Here is a 17,310-nt window from a genome sequence, read left to right as displayed (position 1 = left end):
TTATAAAATTATTTATAAATCAAAGCCTATGCATGCACTTTATTTTGTGTGCTATCTGCGGCAACAATGCGGAAACTGGTTGCCCCAGCCAAGTCGCTTTGTGTGCTAATTTTGCTGTCATATCATCAAGTGTTTCCCCAATAACTGTAGAAACAATTCCCGCTGATGGTTGTGTTGCAACTTGTACTTCTTTTGCCTGATCAGCGATTGCACGAAATGACAACGCACCTAAAACCAAAATTAAAGCAGCTGGTAATTTTTTCATCATAAACTCCTTAATTGATTATTATCATTCAGAAATATTATTGGTTATTCCTGTGATATAGATCATAGTATAGGCACTAGTTAAAATTTTGGATTAGTTTTTTTTGCTATCTTTCAAAAAAAAATGAATAACATATAAAAAATAATTCTTTTAATTTTGTTAAAATAGCGTTTACACACCTTAATATGGCACATAATCACCACAAAATCAGTATAGAAAATTGACTAAAACCTAATTTAATCAAACCAATATGATGAAAAAGCATTGGTCAATTTACTTGATAAGAAACGGACAAAATGCGCTTTATACTGGTATCACCACAGATATCGCGCGCCGCCCGCAACAACATCTCTTAGGCAAAGGTGCTAAAGCTTTAAGAGGTAAGCCCCCTCCTTTTATTAGTCTACCAATGCCAACTAACAAGTCATTCAGAGGAATTGTCATTAGCTTAGAGTATCAAATAAAACACTTAACCAAAGCACAAAAAGAACAACTTATCGCAGATCAACCTTTAGATCTAGCTGATTATCTTGCCAAATTAGCAATCATCAAAATAAGACGAAAAATTAACCAACCCTGAATAATCGGCTAAATTACCATTATCTAACGCATAAACTTGAAGATAGGCCTCCATTCCAGGACATTTACATGTTAATTGATGCGGTAAAGCCTGAGTAAAACCAAAACGACGGTATAGTCTGGATCACCCAACACTACTACCGCTTTATAACCGAATTCGTTTAGACTATCTAATCTCTCACAAACCAATTTTGCTCGAATGCCTTGTCGATGATAAGCGCTATCAACAGCTAATGGCGCTAAACCCACCCACTGACACTCCTTATCACCGTTGATATCTACTAACGTAAAACCGATATAGCCAATAATTTTTCCTTTATCATCAGTCGCCACAATTCCCAATACCAATAAATCGTCCTGGCGCAATTTCTGCACCAAATCAACCTCAGCATCGGTGGGAAAAGTTTGACGTAATAATTGATCAATACCTGGCGCATCAATAGGAATTTCAACTCGAATTAGCATGATAATGCACGCTCTTTATAATCAATACTTTCATTTTGTACTAGTTTAATTAAATCGGCTAATTGCAATAAACCAAAACGTAAAATTGCTGGCATGCTCTCTAACTCAAATACATCTAACAGATTTTTTACATACAAACCAAGCTCTGTATCACCTTCGATATGCAATCGACGTTGGAAAAATAAGGTATCAGGATCTTCTTTACGCGCGGCAATTAAAATTAAATCATTCGCATCACTACAAAAACTGACATCTCCTTGTTGATCCTTACTAACTATGATTTTACCTGCCTGCAGGCTAATATACCAAACAAGTTGTACATCTTGCATCTCAACTTTTAGCCATTTATTCTGCAAAAAATCCAGTTCACCATCGTTTAATGCCTGCTGAAATTGCCAACTTAGTAATTGCTCCAGAATTTGACGCTCTAATATAAAAGGCGTAGCTTTTAATGGTAAACGCATCAATTTGGGCTCTTGTTGGACAATCTGCTGGTGAATTTTTTTTAACATGTTCCAAATTCCTCTTACACTTTTATGATATATTTTCTAAGCATTAATGATAATCATCCATTCTGCCAAATTATTAATTAATATCCTTGAATCCACATCAAAATTTAACCAACAATCGATTAAGTCAGTTCAATTTTATGCTCCATCTAGCAAAATCAATTCACAAAAGAAAGTAATCTAGTTTAAGTCAAAACAACCATATTACACCTTGACTACAATCAATAGATATCTAACTATACGCTAGGATCATCAATGGAATTGTTATGTCCGGCAGGCAATCTACCTGCCTTAAAAGTAGCTGTCGATAATGGCGCCGATGCGGTCTATATTGGTTTTAAAGATGACACTAATTCACGTCATTTTGCTGGTTTAAATTTTAGCGAAAAAAAATTGGTTGAAGCCGTCAAATATGCTCATGATCATAATTGCAAATTACATGTTGCTATCAATACCTTTGCTCATCCTAATGGTTTTAATCGCTGGCTATCCGCCGTTGATATGGCAGCAAAAATCGGTGTTGATGCGCTGATCCTGGCTGATCTGGCATATCTTAGAATATGCGGCCAATAAATATCCCCATATTGAACGTCATGTTTCCGTTCAAGCTTCAGTGACAAATATTGCAGCAATTCAATTTTATCACCGTAATTTCGCTGACCAACGAAATAGTGCTTCCTCCTGTTCTATCATTACATCAAGTTAAACAGTTAGCCAAAACCAGCCCGGTAGCATTGAAAATTTTTGCTTTCGGCAGCCTTTTCATCATGGCGGAGGGACGCTGTTATCTTTCTTCTTATCTGACAGGAGAATCACCCAATACCGTGGGTGCTTGTTCTCCAGCACGATTTGTACGCTGGCAACAAACCGACCAAGGGTATGGAGTCGCGCTTAAACAACATTTTAATCGATTGCTATTCAAATAATGAAAATGCTAGTTACCCAACTGTTTGTAAAGGAACATACTATCTCAATGGAAAAAAATATCATGTATTAGAAGAGCCTACTAGCCTAAATACGTTGGAATTGTTACCAGAATTGATGCTGGCAGATATTGCCGCTGTCAAAATCGAAGGCCGCCCGCAAAGCCCAACTTATATTGGCGACGTTACCCATATCTGGCGGCAAGATATTTATTATTGCAAAAATGATCCTAAAAAATTCATTACCAATCAAAACTGGAGCAACGTATTGGAAAATCTCTCTGAAGGTAAACAGACCACATTAGGTGCTTATCATCGTAAATGGCAATAGGATAAGGTGAAAAATGAAATATTCCTTAGGTTCAGTACTTTATTATTGGTCAAAAGAAACATTAATTCAGTTTTATCAACAAGCGATGAACAGTAGCGCCGATACGATATTATTTATCTTGGTAAAACGGTTTGTAGTAAGCGTCGAGAAATGCAAGCAGCAGACTGGCTTGAACTGGCAAAAGAAATAACTTTACACGGTAAACAAGTAGTAATCTCTAGTTTATCTTTATTACAAAACGCCGCCGAGCTTCAACAAATAACTAAATTGGTCGACAATGGTGAATTTTTAGTTGAAGCGAACGATTTCGGTGTCATTAATAAGCTTATTGATCAAAAAATACCCTTTATGGCAGGATATTGACTTAATTGCTACAATGCCTATACCTTACGCCTGCTTTATCACCAAGGAATAATACGTTGGTGCTCACCGATTGAACTTTCTCGTGATTGGTTACAAGATCTGCTTTATAAATGTGAACAGCTAGGATTTCGCCACAATTTTGAAGTCGAGGTATTTGGTTATGGACATCTACCATTAGCTCTGTCAGCCCGCTGTTTTACTGCCCGCTCAGAAAGTCGCCATAAAGATAACTGTGATACTTGTTGTGAAAAATATCCCCAGGGTAGAAAAGTCTTTTCGCAGGAAAACCAATGACTCTTTACCCTCAATGGTACCCAGACGCTAAGTGGCTACTGCTATAACCTAGGCAATGAACAAACATCAACGGCCGGATTAGTCGATATTGTGCGGATCTCCGCCGAAAATCTAGATTCACTCAGTATTTTGGAACAATTTAGCGCTAATCAGCAATGTTAGTATCCACTAATCTTAACTAACGATACAAACTGTAACGGCTTTTGGCGGCGCGCAGCCGGTTTATCGCTTATAGCATAAAAACTAATAACGTTTTTTTCTTTTCAATAAACAGCGCAAATGGTGGCTGAACTAGCGCAGTTCACCACTACGTAACATATTAATCAATATGCCCAGTAACGCATAAATTGTGCCTAACATTAGCATTATTAAGATATCAAGACCTACATCAGATAAACTTAAATCAAGTTGATTAATACCCTCTATCGCTTTTATTGCCGATGTTGAAGGTAAGGAATAAGTAACCATTCTTACCCAATACGGCATTGCTTGTAATGGCCGAATAGCGCCTGAAATATAAAATACTGGCGTGGTTAGAAAAGCCAAAGTCAGATAAATCATTTCAACACTACGTAAAAATTCGGTAACAAACTTACCTAATCCTAAAACCGCCAATAAGAATGGTAAGGTGACGATCACAAGCTGATACAGTGATGCTTCTTGTCGGTAACCCAATACCCAAGGCCAAAGTGCAAAAAAGATGGCCGACAGGAATAACCAAATGGGTAGCAACGCTGACCATGCCCCCAGATAAACAGCGAAGAGATTTTGCCGTTAGCCGTTTTGTGAACGTTAATATAGGCTTTTACACAAGCGACTAACAGTGAGTGTTGTAATAACATGACCAATAAACCTGGAAAAAAATCGTAGCGAAACTCGGGCACGGCTTGAATAAAGGTTCTGTTATTTCTTTAATCGATGTTAATAATGTACTGGCCTGTTGATCAGTAAACCCTGAATTTCTTAGCCGTTGAGTATTATATTCGTTTAATAACTGAATATAAGCAGAGGAAATTTCTTGCTGTATTTGGCCTGGCAAGTCGATTAGTACCATTACCATAAACGGGTACCGTAATATTTTTACTATTGAGTAAACTCTTTTCAAAATCGATAGGAATAAGAATAATGACAAACAATTTCCGTTCACGCATATCAGCCCTTGCTCTGGCCAAATCATCATAACTGTGTAATTTTATTTTTGGTATCGTATCCAATCGATTCATCAGTAGGCGGCTAGCAGAACTATGATCTTGATTAATAATCGCTACTCGTAAATCCCACAGTACTGGCCGAATATAAACCAGACTCATAATTGATAACGAAACTAACAATAATAACCACATAGGCTTTGCCAACATGCCAAGTAATACCCGATAAAAAGTCCGCAAATATAGCTTTATCAAAATACCTCCTGCATTCTTAACCTCGTTGACAGGCGATTAAGGATCAAAAAGGCACAAATGGCAGGATAAATTAGCAATATTAAACAGACTTGCGTGATGCGTAGCAAAGAAACCGAAACCTCTCGTAAAAAAATATAAAGCATCACATTTAATGCATGAGTAAGTGGTTGAATATTTTCCACAATCTGCGTTGGCCAAGCCATTGCCATTACTGGCATGGCAAAACCGGAAAAAGCTAATGCCAGGCTAACCAGCATTCCGATCAAACTATAAGTAGTAAAAATACTTTTGGTAAAAACGAATAACAACATACCGACACTCTGGGCGGCAATAACATAAAAAAAGCCCACCAACAAAAGGTAAAATGGGTTACCGGTAATTTTGGCGTCAAAGAAAAAAGAGAGAGCAGCAATTTCAATTAATAATAATGTGGTAAAAAAATAAGGTGTAAGGCGCCAATTTGCCTAATAATGCACTGGTAAATGTTTTGTTGGTTAATAATGCCGTGCCACGCCACATAATATAGATAGTACAAGTGATAACAAACAACTGTAACATATGGATAGTAGCAGCAAATTACTGATAATAGATATAGTTTCCACTAGGGTTAAACAGGCTGTCATAAGAGAGGGTAACTCTGGGCCAAAGGAGGTATACTACGCCCCATTGATGAAGCTAATATTGGGCGGAATTGTGCATTCAGTTGAGCAATTACCCCGCTAAAATTTTGGATGGCATAGCTGCCAGAAGCATAAAATAAGGCATTAATACATTCTGTCTGTCGGTTGCCGCCCCGTAAGAACATCCTTTTCAAAATGAGAGGGAATATAGAGCAAAGCATAATCTTTAGCACTGCCTAAACGTAATAACGAAGTATTGATTGTGCCATCAATCGCTTTAACATCAGCATGTGGCGCTACATTTAAATTACGAATTAACTTATTTGATAATAGACTATGGTCATGATCAACCACTGAAACAGGAAGATTTAACAAGGTTCCTTCAGAAAAGTTAGCGCTTACTAATATAAACAGAAGTAATGGAAATATCCAACTTAACCAATGTAAGATCGGGCTACGAACAGCAATCTATATTTCTTGATTAAACGCAAAACTAAAGTTAGCCCATATTGGTTTTATTATCATAAAAAACATTTACTTATCCCAAGACGACAGTGCGCTCATCCCCGAACGCAATCCATTAATAGGCTCTAGTGGATAAAGGCGTACTTCAAATGTTCTTAAATCAACGTCTCCAGTTGCACATGTCGCGCGTTTAGTTGCATAGTCTCCCATTGGTGCAATATAGCGTATTTCCGCTACAATAATTTTGTCCTGCAAAGCAGGAACACGTATCGATACCTTATCGCCTTTACGAGCATACGCCATAATATCTTCGCGTAAATTATAGATAAAGCAGGCCTACGGCAAACGAACAAGCGTCAGCAGTGGGCTATTGGCATTAAATAATTCACCAGCTTCGACCAGTATGGGGCCAACTTCACCATCAACCGGTGTTTTAACAAGTCAATCATCAACTTGCACCTACAACGCAATCATTTGTTGCTCGGTTTGTCGTAATGCAGCGGCATATTTATTCCGCAATTCAATGCGATCACCATTTTTAGCTTCATCTAATTGCGCCTGAGCGCTATTTACCTGATGGAAAGCGACATCTTTCGCCCGCCGTGCTTTATCTAACTCATTAGCCGAAATATAGCCTTTTCCCGATAAATTATTCAGTCGGATATATTCGTTATTTGCATTGGTATACTGGGATTGTGCCTATTTTAATACAGCTTGAACATTATGGATCGTCTCTTCGCGAGTACCATTTAAAGATAAATCAAGTTGCGCTTTAGCTTGATCATGTACTGCCTTCAATGCCGCTAGTTGCGCTTACAACTCCTGGCTTTCCAGGGTGATCAATAATTACCCTTTTTGTACCATGTCACCGCGTTCAATATGACGCTCAATTACACATCCTCTAGCTTTAGAGGTAACGATTACTTCAGGTGCATCTACTTCCCCTTGTAACAAAAGGTGCTTATTTTGTGTATAAAGTAACTCAGCAATCGCAACAACGATCAGCATCAGTAGCACTAAAAATAAGATTCTTCTTTTCATATTAACTATAACATACCTTAACTATTTCATATGCAACTATACTGTTTGCAATTAACAAACAATTCAGTATGCGCTTTTAAAATGTAAGTTGTTAATAAATTCGTGCTCTAAATCGCATAAAACAGACGATATACCTTTACTATTGTACAATCTAATATTTATCCTACGCATGTTTTGACTAGTAACCATTCAATTTTAGTCCTGCTCATTCAGTTATGCGATACCATGAAATGTATTTTTTACTGGATTCACTATGTATGCCTTTGATTTATTAATATTATTACTCCAACAAATGTGTGTTTATTTAATTATCGCCTGGATACTTAGTAAAACCCCGCTCATTATTCCATTATTAAAAGTCACGATTTTTATCCCTCATAAACTGATGTGTTATGTTATCTTTGCTGTTTTTTCAATTATCGGTAGCTATTTGGGGTTATATATTGGTGATGCAATTGCTAACACTCGTGCCATCAGTACCGTATTAAGCGGTTTCCTCGGCGGTCCCAGTATGGGAATATTGGTTGGTATTACCGGCGGAATATACCGTTATTCACTCGGTAGTGCAACAGCATCTAGTTGCATGCTGTCAACGATTATGGAAGGTTTAATTGGCGGACTGGTACATCGCTACTATCTAAAACAGATGTAAATCAACAAGCTGTTTAATCCCTATATTGCTGGTAGTGTGACTTTTTTAGCTGTAATTCTGCAAATGTTAATCATTTTATTACTAACAAAACCCTTTACTAACGCTATCGCCCTGTTTAAAAATATTGCCCTACCGATGATTATTAGCAATAACCTTGTTGGTGCAACGATATTTATTCGTTTTGTTAGATAGGCGAGCTATTATTGAAAAATATACCACTGCCTTTTCTACCCAAGCGTTAAAAATTGCAGCTCGTACCGAAGGAATATTGCGCCAAGGATTTAATACTCATGATAGTATGTATATTGCTAATATTATTTATCAACAGTTACAAATTGGTGCAGTTGTAATCACTGATACAGAAAAAATTATCGCTTTTGTTGGCATTGGTTCTGATCATCATATTGCCGGCGCTAAACTTACTTCTAAACCAACAATGCGTGCGATTAAAAATAATCAGGTGGTATACACAGATGGAAATGAAGAACCCTATCAATGTTCAATCAGTATCAACTGTAAAATTGGTTCAGTTTTAGTGATCCCGTTACGAGCAGAAAATCAACAAGTTATTGGTAACATTAAGCTTTATGAGGAGAAAAATCGATTATTTAGTTCAATTAATCTTACTTTAGGAGAGGCTATTGCTAGCCTCATATCTGGCCAATATGAACGAAATAAACAATCTTTGTTAAAGTCAGAAATAAAATTGCTTCATGCACAAGTTAATCCTCACTTTTTATTTAATGCACTCAATACCCTACAAGCAGTGATACTTGATACTTAAAGACCGCAAACAAGCTACTGAACTGATAAACTCCCGCTCTACCTTCTTGCATAAAAATTTAAAACGCCCTGAAACGATAACAATATTGTATGACGAAATTTAATATGTAAACACTTACTTACAAAATTAAAATCCAGATCCCGCCAAAACTGCAAGCCACTAAATTATACCAGTATTTTCACTACAACCCTTAGTTGAAAATGCGATCAAACATGGAACCATACGTTTATTAAATACTGGTCAAATTAGCCTTCTTGTTTTTCAACAACATGGGCATATTTATATTGAAATTAAAGATAATGATGGATTTAGGCATAAACCTGGTAGATAAGCGTCTGAAACTCCACTACGGTGAACAATATGGTATCAATATCTTCTCTGCCTACCAGAACGCTTTACTTGTGTCAGGCTTTGTATCCCCCGATATTAACGTAACAAACCAGGCGGCTTAACAATCAAGATTGTAATTGTTGATGACGAACCTCTTGCACGCGAGAATTTATGTTACCTTTTAGAGCAGGAAGCTAATATTGATATTATCAGCGAATGCTCTAATGCCATTGAAGCGCTCAGGGTTATTCATCATAAAAAACAGGATGTTGTTTTCCTTGATATTCAAATGCCTCGCATTACAGGACTTGAAATGATACAAATGCTCGGTCCGCAACATCGGCCTTATATTATATTTGTTACCGCTTTCGACGAATACGCTATTCAAGCTTTTGAAGCGCACGTTTTTGACTATTTGCTAAAACCGTTAGAAAAAAACCGTTTATCAAAAACCCTTCAGCGATTACATCACTATCGACAAAATAGAATATTGAACAATTGTCGAGTAATAGATCTCCCTTAAATACATTCCCTGTGTAGGCCACAATCGTATTTGGTTAATACCCCTTGGCGAAGTGCTCTACATTACATCTCGTATGAATGGTGTATATATTATGAATAACAAAAATCAAGAAGGATTTACCGAGCTGACACTACGCACTATTGAGATGCGTACCACATTGGTTCGTTGCCACCACCAATATTTAATCAATATGGCCCAACTAAAAGAAATTACTTTTACTGAAAATAGTCAGGCAAAACTGGTATTAAGTAATAGTCAACATATTCCGATCAGCCGTCGTTACCTAAAAGTCTTTAAAGAGGCGTTAGGATTATGCCAATTCGGTTAATAACTCTTTAATAAACAAAAAAGCTGAATTCAATTGAATTCAGCTTTTGACACTAAATAGGACAATAATCCGCTTACATTAGATATTGTGATTGCTACGACGGCGTAATCCAGCGTTATTATTCCCTTCGTTACGACCACGTAACTGTTCACGCTCACTACGACGTTCATTACCAAAGCGACGTCCTCGCTCACGTAATTCACCACCATTACGCTGCCCACCGTTACCACGACGTTCAAACGATTGTGCTTCACCTAACAATTGCATTTGCATTGGCTTATTCAAAATACTTGTACGTGTCAAATGATTAAGTAATTCATTCGGCATACCTTTTGGTAACTCTATTGTTGAGTGTGAAGCAAACAACTTAATATTACCAATATAACGACTACTAATATCTGCTTCGTTAGCAATTGCACCGACAATATGGCGAACTTCAACGCCATCATCACGACCAACTTCAATACGGTACAATTCCATATCACTGACATCACGACGCTCAAGACGCGAGCTACGTTCAAAAGTGCCTTTACTGCAACGACGCTCATCACGTGAATTAAATTCACGTTTTACACGACGAACAGGATCAGGTGGCAATATTAGCGGCCGATCACCTTGCGCCATTTTTAATAGTGCTAAAGCTAAGGTTTCCATATCCAGATCATCATCAACAACTAATTTAGCCAGTAGTGCACGATATTTCTCTAAATCACCACTTTCTAATTGCTTTTGAATATTTTCAGTAAATTTAGCTTGGCGACGTTCACTTAAAAGCGCAGAGCTTGGTAACTCAATTTCGGAAATTGGTTGCTTCATGGTACGTTCAATATTGCGTAGTAGTCGACGTTCACGGTTATCGACAAACAAAATAGCACGCCCAGCTCGACCTGCCCGACCGGTACGACCAATTCGATGCACATAAGATTCTGCATCCATCGGTATGTCATAATTAACAACTAAACTAATGCGTTCAACATCTAGACCACGTGCTGCGACATCGGTGGCAATTAATATATCAAGACGGCCATCTTTCAAACGCTCTAAGGTTTGCTCACGTAGAGCTTGATTCATATCGCCATTTAGAGCCGAGCTATTATAGCCATTACGTTCAAGCGCTTCAGCAACCTCTAATGTAGCATTTTTAGTGCGTACAAAAATAATTGCCGCATCAAAATCTTCAGCCTCCAAAAAACGAACTAATGCTTCATTTTTACGCATACCATAGACAGACCAATAACTTTGGGTAATATCTGGACGCGTCGTCACACTGGATTGAATGCTGATCTCTTTTAGTGATTTCATAAAACGACGGGTAATACGACGGATCGCTTCCGGCATTGTGGCAGAAAATAGTGCCGTTTGATGCTCGGTTGGGATCTGACTCATGATATTTTCAACGTCTTCAATGAACCCCATACGTAACATTTCGTCCGCTTCATCAAGAACCAAGCCACGTAAATGGGATAAATTTAGCGTCCCTCGTTTCAAGTGATCTAATAAGCGACCCGGAGTTCCTACTACAATTTGCGGGCCTTGCCTTAGTGCGCGTAGTTGCGAATCGTAACGCTGCCCACCATAAAGTGCAACTACATTTACTGAACGCATGTGTTTGGAGAATTCACCCATGGCTTCCGCAACTTGTACGGCTAACTCACGCGTTGGTGCCAACACTAAGATTTGAGGGGCTTTCAATGTGATATCTATATTATGTAATAACGGTAAACTAAAAGCGGCGGTTTTACCACTACCGGTTTGTGCCATACCTAATACGTCACACCCATCTAATAAATAGGGGATACATTGCTGCTGGATTGGCGATGGTTTTTCATAACCAAGGTCATTTAGTGCAGAAAGAATCGGTGTTGATAAACCTAAATCAGCAAAAGAGATTTTAGTCTCATTAATCATGCAAAAGTGCCTCATTTATTATGGCGGCCAGCTTACATAACTCTGCGAAAAGAAATTCGGTCATTTTCATTTAAAATGTGAACTGGCTCAAATTATGTTATTAAACTAACAACAAGCGCTCATCACAATCGATGAAGACTTAAAAAAACAGTGATGATATGTTCGTCGCTACTGTTAGCCTGATTCTGAAAGATCGTCTTGTGCCTGACCTAACAAAGCCAGTCCCAACAGAGCATAACGGTACTCAACAAAACTATGTGCATTGCTAGCTACCGTAAGCTTGAATAACGCCATAGCGTTATCATTATCCCCCAGACTTAGGTAATATTTACCTAAATAGAAATTAGTTTCACTAAGATGCTCAGCGAGCGAAGTGTTATCTGTTGAATTCTCTTTCAGGCAAACCATCAATGTTTTTTCACTGATTTTACCTAAATAGAATTCAACTATATTCCAGCCCCATTGCCCTTTTTCCGCTTGGTTATAACAAAATAACAAATTGGCTTGCGCCATTTTTGGTTTTATCTCTTTCTCCACTAAATAAAGCCATAAACTGCGGAAAGGATCATTTGGATCTTGTCGATAATACGCTAGCAGATCACCCTGCGCCAATCGATATCTCCCACCATAATACAGTGCAATACCCCGATTCATGCGCGCGAAATTGTAAGTTGGATCAAGCTCTAAAACAGAATCAAACGCTTCATAGGCAGCATCAAAATTGCTTGCCTGTGTAAAATATATTTCCAGAAAATTAAAAACTTCCGGAATATCAGGACGTATAGCTAGCGCCATGGTAAAATCATTGCACGCTAACGCTCTCAATCCGAGACTATCATACAACACACCGCGTTCATATAAAAGCTGTGCATATTCATCATCGGACAACGACCAGCTCGCAAGGATCTGTTCCATACGAGCCAATATTACTTCTTGTTGCAATGGGACAGCAAAGACTTCATTTTTACGCCAGTTTTCACTGCTGCAACCGACAATAAAAACAATAGCAGCAGTATAGAGCAGCCAGCGCAGAAAAGAATTCATTTCCTTCTCCCAAAGACAGAAACTAATCAATATATCCCGTCAATCCCCACAATTACCGGAGGCTCAGTTATTAAAAATAACTGAGCAGGTGCTCTTTTTACAGGACACCGAGCCTTACGTCAAATTATTCTGCAGAAATCTGTGTTTCTGTTTCAGCAGGTTTTTCAGTAGAAACCGCCTCTTTAATACTAAGGCGAATACGACCATGCCGATCAATTTCCAATACTTTGACTGGCACTTCCTGACCTAACTGTAAGTAATCAATAACTTTTTCAACGCGTTTTTCTGCTATCTGAGAGATGTGCACCAGCCCTTCTTTACCACCACCAATAGCAACAAAAGCACCAAAGTCAACTATACGTGTGACTTTGCCCTGATAGATACGACCAACTTCAACTTCTGCGGTAATATCTTCAATACGACGAATAGCAGATTCTGTTTTAGAACTATCGGTTGCAGCAATTTTTACGGTACCATCATCATCAATTTCAATCGTAGTACCGGTTTCTTCAGTCAACGCTCTAATGACAGAACCACCTTTACCTATTATATCTTTGATCTTATCAGGATTGATGTGGATAGTATGAATACGTGGCGCAAACTCAGAAATCTCTTCACGATGGCCATTAATAGCCTCTTCCATAACACTTAAAATGTGTAAACGAGCCCCTTTTGCCTGGTTTAACGCAACTTGCATAATTTCACGCGTAATGCCCTCAATTTTGATATCCATTTGCAGAGCACTAATACCTTCACGACTACCCGCGACTTTAAAATCCATATCGCCTAAATGATCTTCATCACCCAAGATATCGGAAAGCACAACAAAATCATCGTTTTCTTTCACTAATCCTATTGCAATACCGGCTACCGCTGCCTTAATTGGAACACCGGCATCCATTAATGCTAATGATGCCCCACAGACGGAAGCCATAGAAGAAGAGCCATTAGATTCAGTAATTTCAGACACTACACGTACAGTATAGGGAAACTCTGACTGGTTCGGCATCACCGCCAATACTCCACGCTTAGCCAAACGCCCATGGCCAATTTCACGCCTTTTTGGCGAACCGACCATGCCTGTTTCACCTACTGAATAAGGTGGAAAATTATAATGGAATAGAAAACGATCGGTATATTCACCCATCAGCTCGTCAATAACTTGCGCATCACGTTCAGTACCAAGAGTTGCCGTGACCAACGCCTGCGTTTCTCCGCGCGTAAATAATGCTGAACCATGGGTACGAGGTAATACACCCGTACGGACATCAAGTGCACGTACCATGTCTTTTTCTCGCCCATCAATCCGCCGTTCACCTTTTAATACCCGCGTACGGACAACTTTTTTCTCTAAACCAGAAAGAATATCGTTTATCTCAGCAACATCTAAAGATTCATTTTCTACCAAAAGCGCATTAGCGACATCTTCTTTAATTGCATCAACGTTAGTGTAACGTTCTTGTTTTTCATTAATACGATAAGCATCACCTAACCGCTGTTCAGCTAATTGAGCAATACGATTATGTAATTCTTCATTAATCGCTTCAGGCTGCCAATCCCATTTTTCTTTACCCGTTTCGGCTGCCAGGGCATTAATATTATCAATCACGATTTGCTGTTGCTCGTGACCAAAAACAACCGCACCAAGCATCTGCTCTTCCGTCAATAAATCAGCTTCAGACTCTACCATTAGTACCGTACTCGACGTACCTGCGACAACTAAATCTAAGCGACTGCTTTTCAACTCATAAACGGTGGGATTTAAAACATACTGGTCATCAATATAACCAACACGCGCTGCACCAATAGGGCCATTAAATGGAATACCCGATATAGATAATGCAGCAGAGGCGCCGATCATAGCAACAATATCTGGATTCACTTGCGGATTAATGGATACAACCGTAGCAATAATTTGTATTTCATTGACAAATCCCTCTGGAAACAAGGGACGAAGTGGACGATCAATCAGTCTGGCTATCAGTGTTTCACCTTCACCAGGACGACCTTCACGACGGAAAAAACTACCGGGGATTCGGCCGGCAGCATAAGATCGTTCCTGATAGTTAACTGTCAGCGGAAAGAAATCCTGCCCTTCTTTCACTTTTTTCTGCCCAACAACAGTGACAAATACGGCTGTATCATCCATATTAACCATAACTGCAGCAGTCGCTTGACGCGCCATCATACCCGTTTCGATAGTGACGGTATGCTGGCCATATTGAAATTTACGAACAATAGGATTAAGCAAAATAATACCCTTTTAATAACTGTTTATTTATATAACAACACCAATATTTCCTTTCTTGCTACATTCTCGCGACTAATGACAATACTGAATATTTTTACTTATTTTGTGAATATCAGTATTGTCATTAGCCGCGCGAACCGGTTGTAGCTAAAGAAGCTCACATTATTTAGAAATAAATTGACAAAAATCTATTTCCTAAAATCATTTTGTAAGTGTAAACCAATTCTAAAAATTTTTTCCGCTTTCTAGCAGAAAAGGGGCCAGTAGGCCCCTTTTCTTTTGAAACCAACTAATCAGCGACGTAATCCTAAGCGCTCAATAAGTGTGGTATAATGAGCAACATCTTTACCCTTAAGATAATTCAATAGCTTACGACGCTGAGCAACCATACGCAACAGCCCTCGACGGCTGTGGTGATCTTTCTTGTGCTTGACAAAGTGACCTTGCAAATGATTGATCTCCGCAGTTAATAGAGCAACCTGAACTTCACTAGAACCCGTATCATTTTTATCACGGCCATAGTCTGAGATAATTTGCGCTTTCGCTTCGGTACTTAGAGACATAAATAACTCCAAATTTTCCATTAAACATAAGGAAAGCCAATCTCTAATTCAGCCATTCCCGAACAAATGCTAACCTATTTTACGCTTCAATTAATCATAACGCAAGATTACATCTAAATCCTATCAAACACTTTCCACCACTAAACGACGAGGTGCTATCCTATTTTGTTCATCGATCTCAGCAATACCAATAAATTTATGCATATCACCTTTTGTTACGCGAACTTTATTACCTTCGGAAAGCCGATGGTTAGCAACAACAACCGCTTGCCCTTGTTTAAAATAGCTTGCAACAATCGATGAAATATTGATTTCAGGAAAACGATTAACTGCTGTATCCATTGGTAATAATAAAGGATCTAATTGTGCCTCCAGAGAAGTTGTCCCTAATTCCACTTGCTGCTTAAGGGTATATAATTGTTCTATTGTTACCATACGTTCAGTGGGATAACTAGCTACCTGTAAGCGCCTTAGATAAATAACATGAGCACCACAACCCAACAATTCACCTAAATCATCAATAATAGTTCGTATATAAGTTCCTTTAGAACAATGAATTGTTAATTCCAGTTCATTCTTTTGCCAACGCTCAAATTGTAAATCATAAACAGTAATCGGCCGGCCTTCACGTTCAATAGTAATCCCCTGACGGGCATATTCATAGAGTGACTTACCCTGATATTTAAGCGCAGAATACATAGACGGTATTTGGATTAAATTACCACGAAATTGATCTAATGCCTTATCAAGTTGCAGCTGTGTTATTTCGATAGGGCGTTGACAAATTATTTTACCATGCGCATCAGAAGTATCAGTACGCTGTCCTAAACGAGCAATAACCCGATAGCGTTTATCAGAATCAAGTAAAAATTGTGAAAATTTGGTTGCTTCACCCAAACAAATCGGCAACATGCCAGTTGCTAAAGGATCAAGTACTCCTGTATGACCGGCTTTTTTTGCATTAAATAAACGACATACTTTCTGCAAAGCGTCATTAGATGAAAGTTCTGCCGGTTTATCTAATAACAATACTCCGTGAACCTCACGACCACGACGAAGCCTCATTACTTGCTCTCTTTATCATCTTTTTTAGTATGAAGGCGCTTTTCATCATCACGGATCACGTTGCTAACTAAATTAGACATACACATACCTTCCACCAAAGAGCTATCATAAAAAAAAGTTAATTCAGGAACAATACGTAAACGCATCGCTTTACCCAACAAAGAACGAATATGTTTCGCCATATCGCCATTCAATACTTTAATACCATTTTTAACCATATCTGTTTCATGTTCTTTTGCTGATATGTTTAAAAAAGTCACGAATACTTTGGCATAAGCCAAATCGCGAGAAACTTCCACCCCTGAGACAGTAGCCATTTTAACACGTGGATCTTTAATTTCTCGATGAAGAATAATAGCGATCTCTTTTTGTATTTCCTGGGCAACACGCTGAGCACGACCAAACTCTTTTGCCATTATGATATCTCCTCACAAGGGTAAAACTAAAATATAATGACCATTAATTATTATGATATATATATTAAAATTCAATACTTATATCTATTTTATTCTTATATTAAATAAATATTAATTATTATTTATCATAATAGAATTAATCTCATCGCAACAATCAATAACCAATATACCCAATCTAAATGGTTATC

At 38.3% G+C, this 17,310-nt stretch carries 10 protein-coding genes and 8 pseudogenes; 5 read left to right on the top strand and 13 right to left on the bottom strand.

What is annotated here, in order from left to right:
• Positions 1-19: 19 nt before the first annotated feature.
• On the bottom strand, positions 20-268 hold the full coding sequence (locus tag ARADI_RS10625; RefSeq protein ID WP_147392400.1) for a hypothetical protein: 249 nt from the start codon (positions 266-268) through the stop codon (positions 20-22).
• Between the two features lie 247 nt (positions 269-515).
• Between ARADI_RS10625 and ARADI_RS10620 the strand changes: the two genes are divergently transcribed.
• Positions 516-845, top strand: a complete 330-nt coding sequence (locus tag ARADI_RS10620; protein ID WP_369407011.1) for a GIY-YIG nuclease family protein — start codon at positions 516-518, stop codon at positions 843-845.
• Here the strand turns inward: ARADI_RS10620 and ARADI_RS10615 are convergent.
• Both ARADI_RS10615 and ubiT read right to left on the bottom strand, forming a co-directional pair.
• A pseudogene (locus ARADI_RS10615) lies at positions 804-1,309 on the bottom strand (GNAT family N-acetyltransferase). The gene ARADI_RS10620 and the pseudogene ARADI_RS10615 sit on opposite strands and share 42 nt — an antisense overlap.
• Positions 1,303-1,821, bottom strand: coding sequence for a ubiquinone anaerobic biosynthesis accessory factor UbiT (ubiT, locus tag ARADI_RS10610; protein ID WP_119712037.1), 519 nt, complete (start codon positions 1,819-1,821; stop codon positions 1,303-1,305). Before ubiT ends, ARADI_RS10615 begins: the two are co-directional and overlap by 7 nt.
• Positions 1,822-2,073: 252 nt before the next feature.
• On the opposite strand from ubiT, the pseudogene ubiU reads away from it, so the two are divergent.
• A pseudogene (ubiU, locus tag ARADI_RS10605) lies at positions 2,074-3,072 on the top strand (ubiquinone anaerobic biosynthesis protein UbiU).
• Between the two features lie 13 nt (positions 3,073-3,085).
• A pseudogene (locus ARADI_RS10600) lies at positions 3,086-3,969 on the top strand (U32 family peptidase).
• A gap of 51 nt (positions 3,970-4,020) precedes the next feature.
• Here the strand turns inward: ARADI_RS10600 and ARADI_RS10595 are convergent.
• From ARADI_RS10595 to ARADI_RS10585, 3 pseudogenes are all read right to left on the bottom strand, one after another.
• Positions 4,021-5,129, bottom strand: a pseudogene (locus ARADI_RS10595) (ABC transporter permease).
• Positions 5,129-6,220: pseudogene (locus ARADI_RS10590) on the bottom strand (ABC transporter permease). The pseudogenes ARADI_RS10595 and ARADI_RS10590 overlap by 1 nt, the downstream one beginning before the upstream one ends.
• Positions 6,221-6,286: 66 nt before the next feature.
• Positions 6,287-7,258: pseudogene (locus ARADI_RS10585) on the bottom strand (HlyD family secretion protein).
• A 253-nt stretch (positions 7,259-7,511) separates the two neighbouring features.
• Between ARADI_RS10585 and ARADI_RS10580 the strand changes: the two are divergent.
• A pseudogene (locus ARADI_RS10580) lies at positions 7,512-9,124 on the top strand (LytS/YhcK type 5TM receptor domain-containing protein).
• A 24-nt stretch (positions 9,125-9,148) separates the two neighbouring features.
• Positions 9,149-9,875: pseudogene (gene btsR / locus ARADI_RS10575) on the top strand (two-component system response regulator BtsR).
• Positions 9,876-9,953: 78 nt separating this feature from the next.
• Here btsR and ARADI_RS10570 read toward each other — a convergent pair.
• The 7 genes from ARADI_RS10570 to rbfA all read right to left on the bottom strand — a co-directional run bounded on the left by ARADI_RS10570 (position 9,954) and on the right by rbfA (position 17,122).
• Complete coding sequence (locus tag ARADI_RS10570; protein WP_119712036.1) at positions 9,954-11,783, bottom strand: DEAD/DEAH family ATP-dependent RNA helicase; 1,830 nt, start codon at positions 11,781-11,783, stop codon at positions 9,954-9,956.
• Positions 11,776-11,847: a hypothetical protein gene (locus ARADI_RS21040; protein WP_369407020.1), complete on the bottom strand. Its 72-nt coding sequence runs from the start codon at positions 11,845-11,847 to the stop codon at positions 11,776-11,778. The genes ARADI_RS10570 and ARADI_RS21040 overlap by 8 nt, the downstream gene beginning before the upstream one ends.
• A gap of 110 nt (positions 11,848-11,957) precedes the next feature.
• Entirely contained in the window at positions 11,958-12,827 is an 870-nt protein-coding gene (nlpI, locus tag ARADI_RS10560; protein ID WP_119712035.1) for a lipoprotein NlpI, read from the bottom strand.
• 124 nt (positions 12,828-12,951) lie between these two features.
• Entirely contained in the window at positions 12,952-15,078 is a 2,127-nt protein-coding gene (gene pnp / locus ARADI_RS10555; RefSeq protein WP_119712034.1) for a polyribonucleotide nucleotidyltransferase, read from the bottom strand.
• Positions 15,079-15,371: 293 nt separating this feature from the next.
• Complete coding sequence (gene rpsO / locus ARADI_RS10550) at positions 15,372-15,641, bottom strand: 30S ribosomal protein S15 (protein WP_119712217.1); 270 nt, start codon at positions 15,639-15,641, stop codon at positions 15,372-15,374.
• A gap of 123 nt (positions 15,642-15,764) precedes the next feature.
• Complete coding sequence (gene truB, locus ARADI_RS10545; protein ID WP_119712033.1) at positions 15,765-16,706, bottom strand: tRNA pseudouridine(55) synthase TruB; 942 nt, start codon at positions 16,704-16,706, stop codon at positions 15,765-15,767.
• Entirely contained in the window at positions 16,706-17,122 is a 417-nt protein-coding gene (rbfA, locus tag ARADI_RS10540) for a 30S ribosome-binding factor RbfA (protein WP_119712032.1), read from the bottom strand. The genes truB and rbfA overlap by 1 nt, the downstream gene beginning before the upstream one ends.
• Positions 17,123-17,310: the final 188 nt, after the last annotated feature.

The organism is Arsenophonus endosymbiont of Aleurodicus floccissimus (genome assembly GCF_900343025.1).
Taxonomy (GTDB): domain Bacteria; phylum Pseudomonadota; class Gammaproteobacteria; order Enterobacterales; family Enterobacteriaceae; genus Arsenophonus.
The sequence above is the reverse complement of the archived record's forward strand: the minus strand, read 5'-3'. Positions and strand labels throughout refer to the sequence as shown.

Coding starts and splice junctions, on each gene's coding strand:
- truB (WP_119712033.1), bottom strand. CDS start 16,706: ATGAGGCTTCGTCGTGGTCGTGAGGTTCACGGAGTATTGTTATTAGAT.
- nlpI (WP_119712035.1), bottom strand. CDS start 12,827: ATGAATTCTTTTCTGCGCTGGCTGCTCTATACTGCTGCTATTGTTTTT.
- ubiT (WP_119712037.1), bottom strand. CDS start 1,821: ATGTTAAAAAAAATTCACCAGCAGATTGTCCAACAAGAGCCCAAATTG.
- rbfA (WP_119712032.1), bottom strand. CDS start 17,122: ATGGCAAAAGAGTTTGGTCGTGCTCAGCGTGTTGCCCAGGAAATACAA.
- rpsO (WP_119712217.1), bottom strand. CDS start 15,641: ATGTCTCTAAGTACCGAAGCGAAAGCGCAAATTATCTCAGACTATGGC.
- ARADI_RS10620 (WP_369407011.1), top strand. CDS start 516: ATGATGAAAAAGCATTGGTCAATTTACTTGATAAGAAACGGACAAAAT.
- ARADI_RS10625 (WP_147392400.1), bottom strand. CDS start 268: ATGATGAAAAAATTACCAGCTGCTTTAATTTTGGTTTTAGGTGCGTTG.
- ARADI_RS10570 (WP_119712036.1), bottom strand. CDS start 11,783: ATGATTAATGAGACTAAAATCTCTTTTGCTGATTTAGGTTTATCAACA.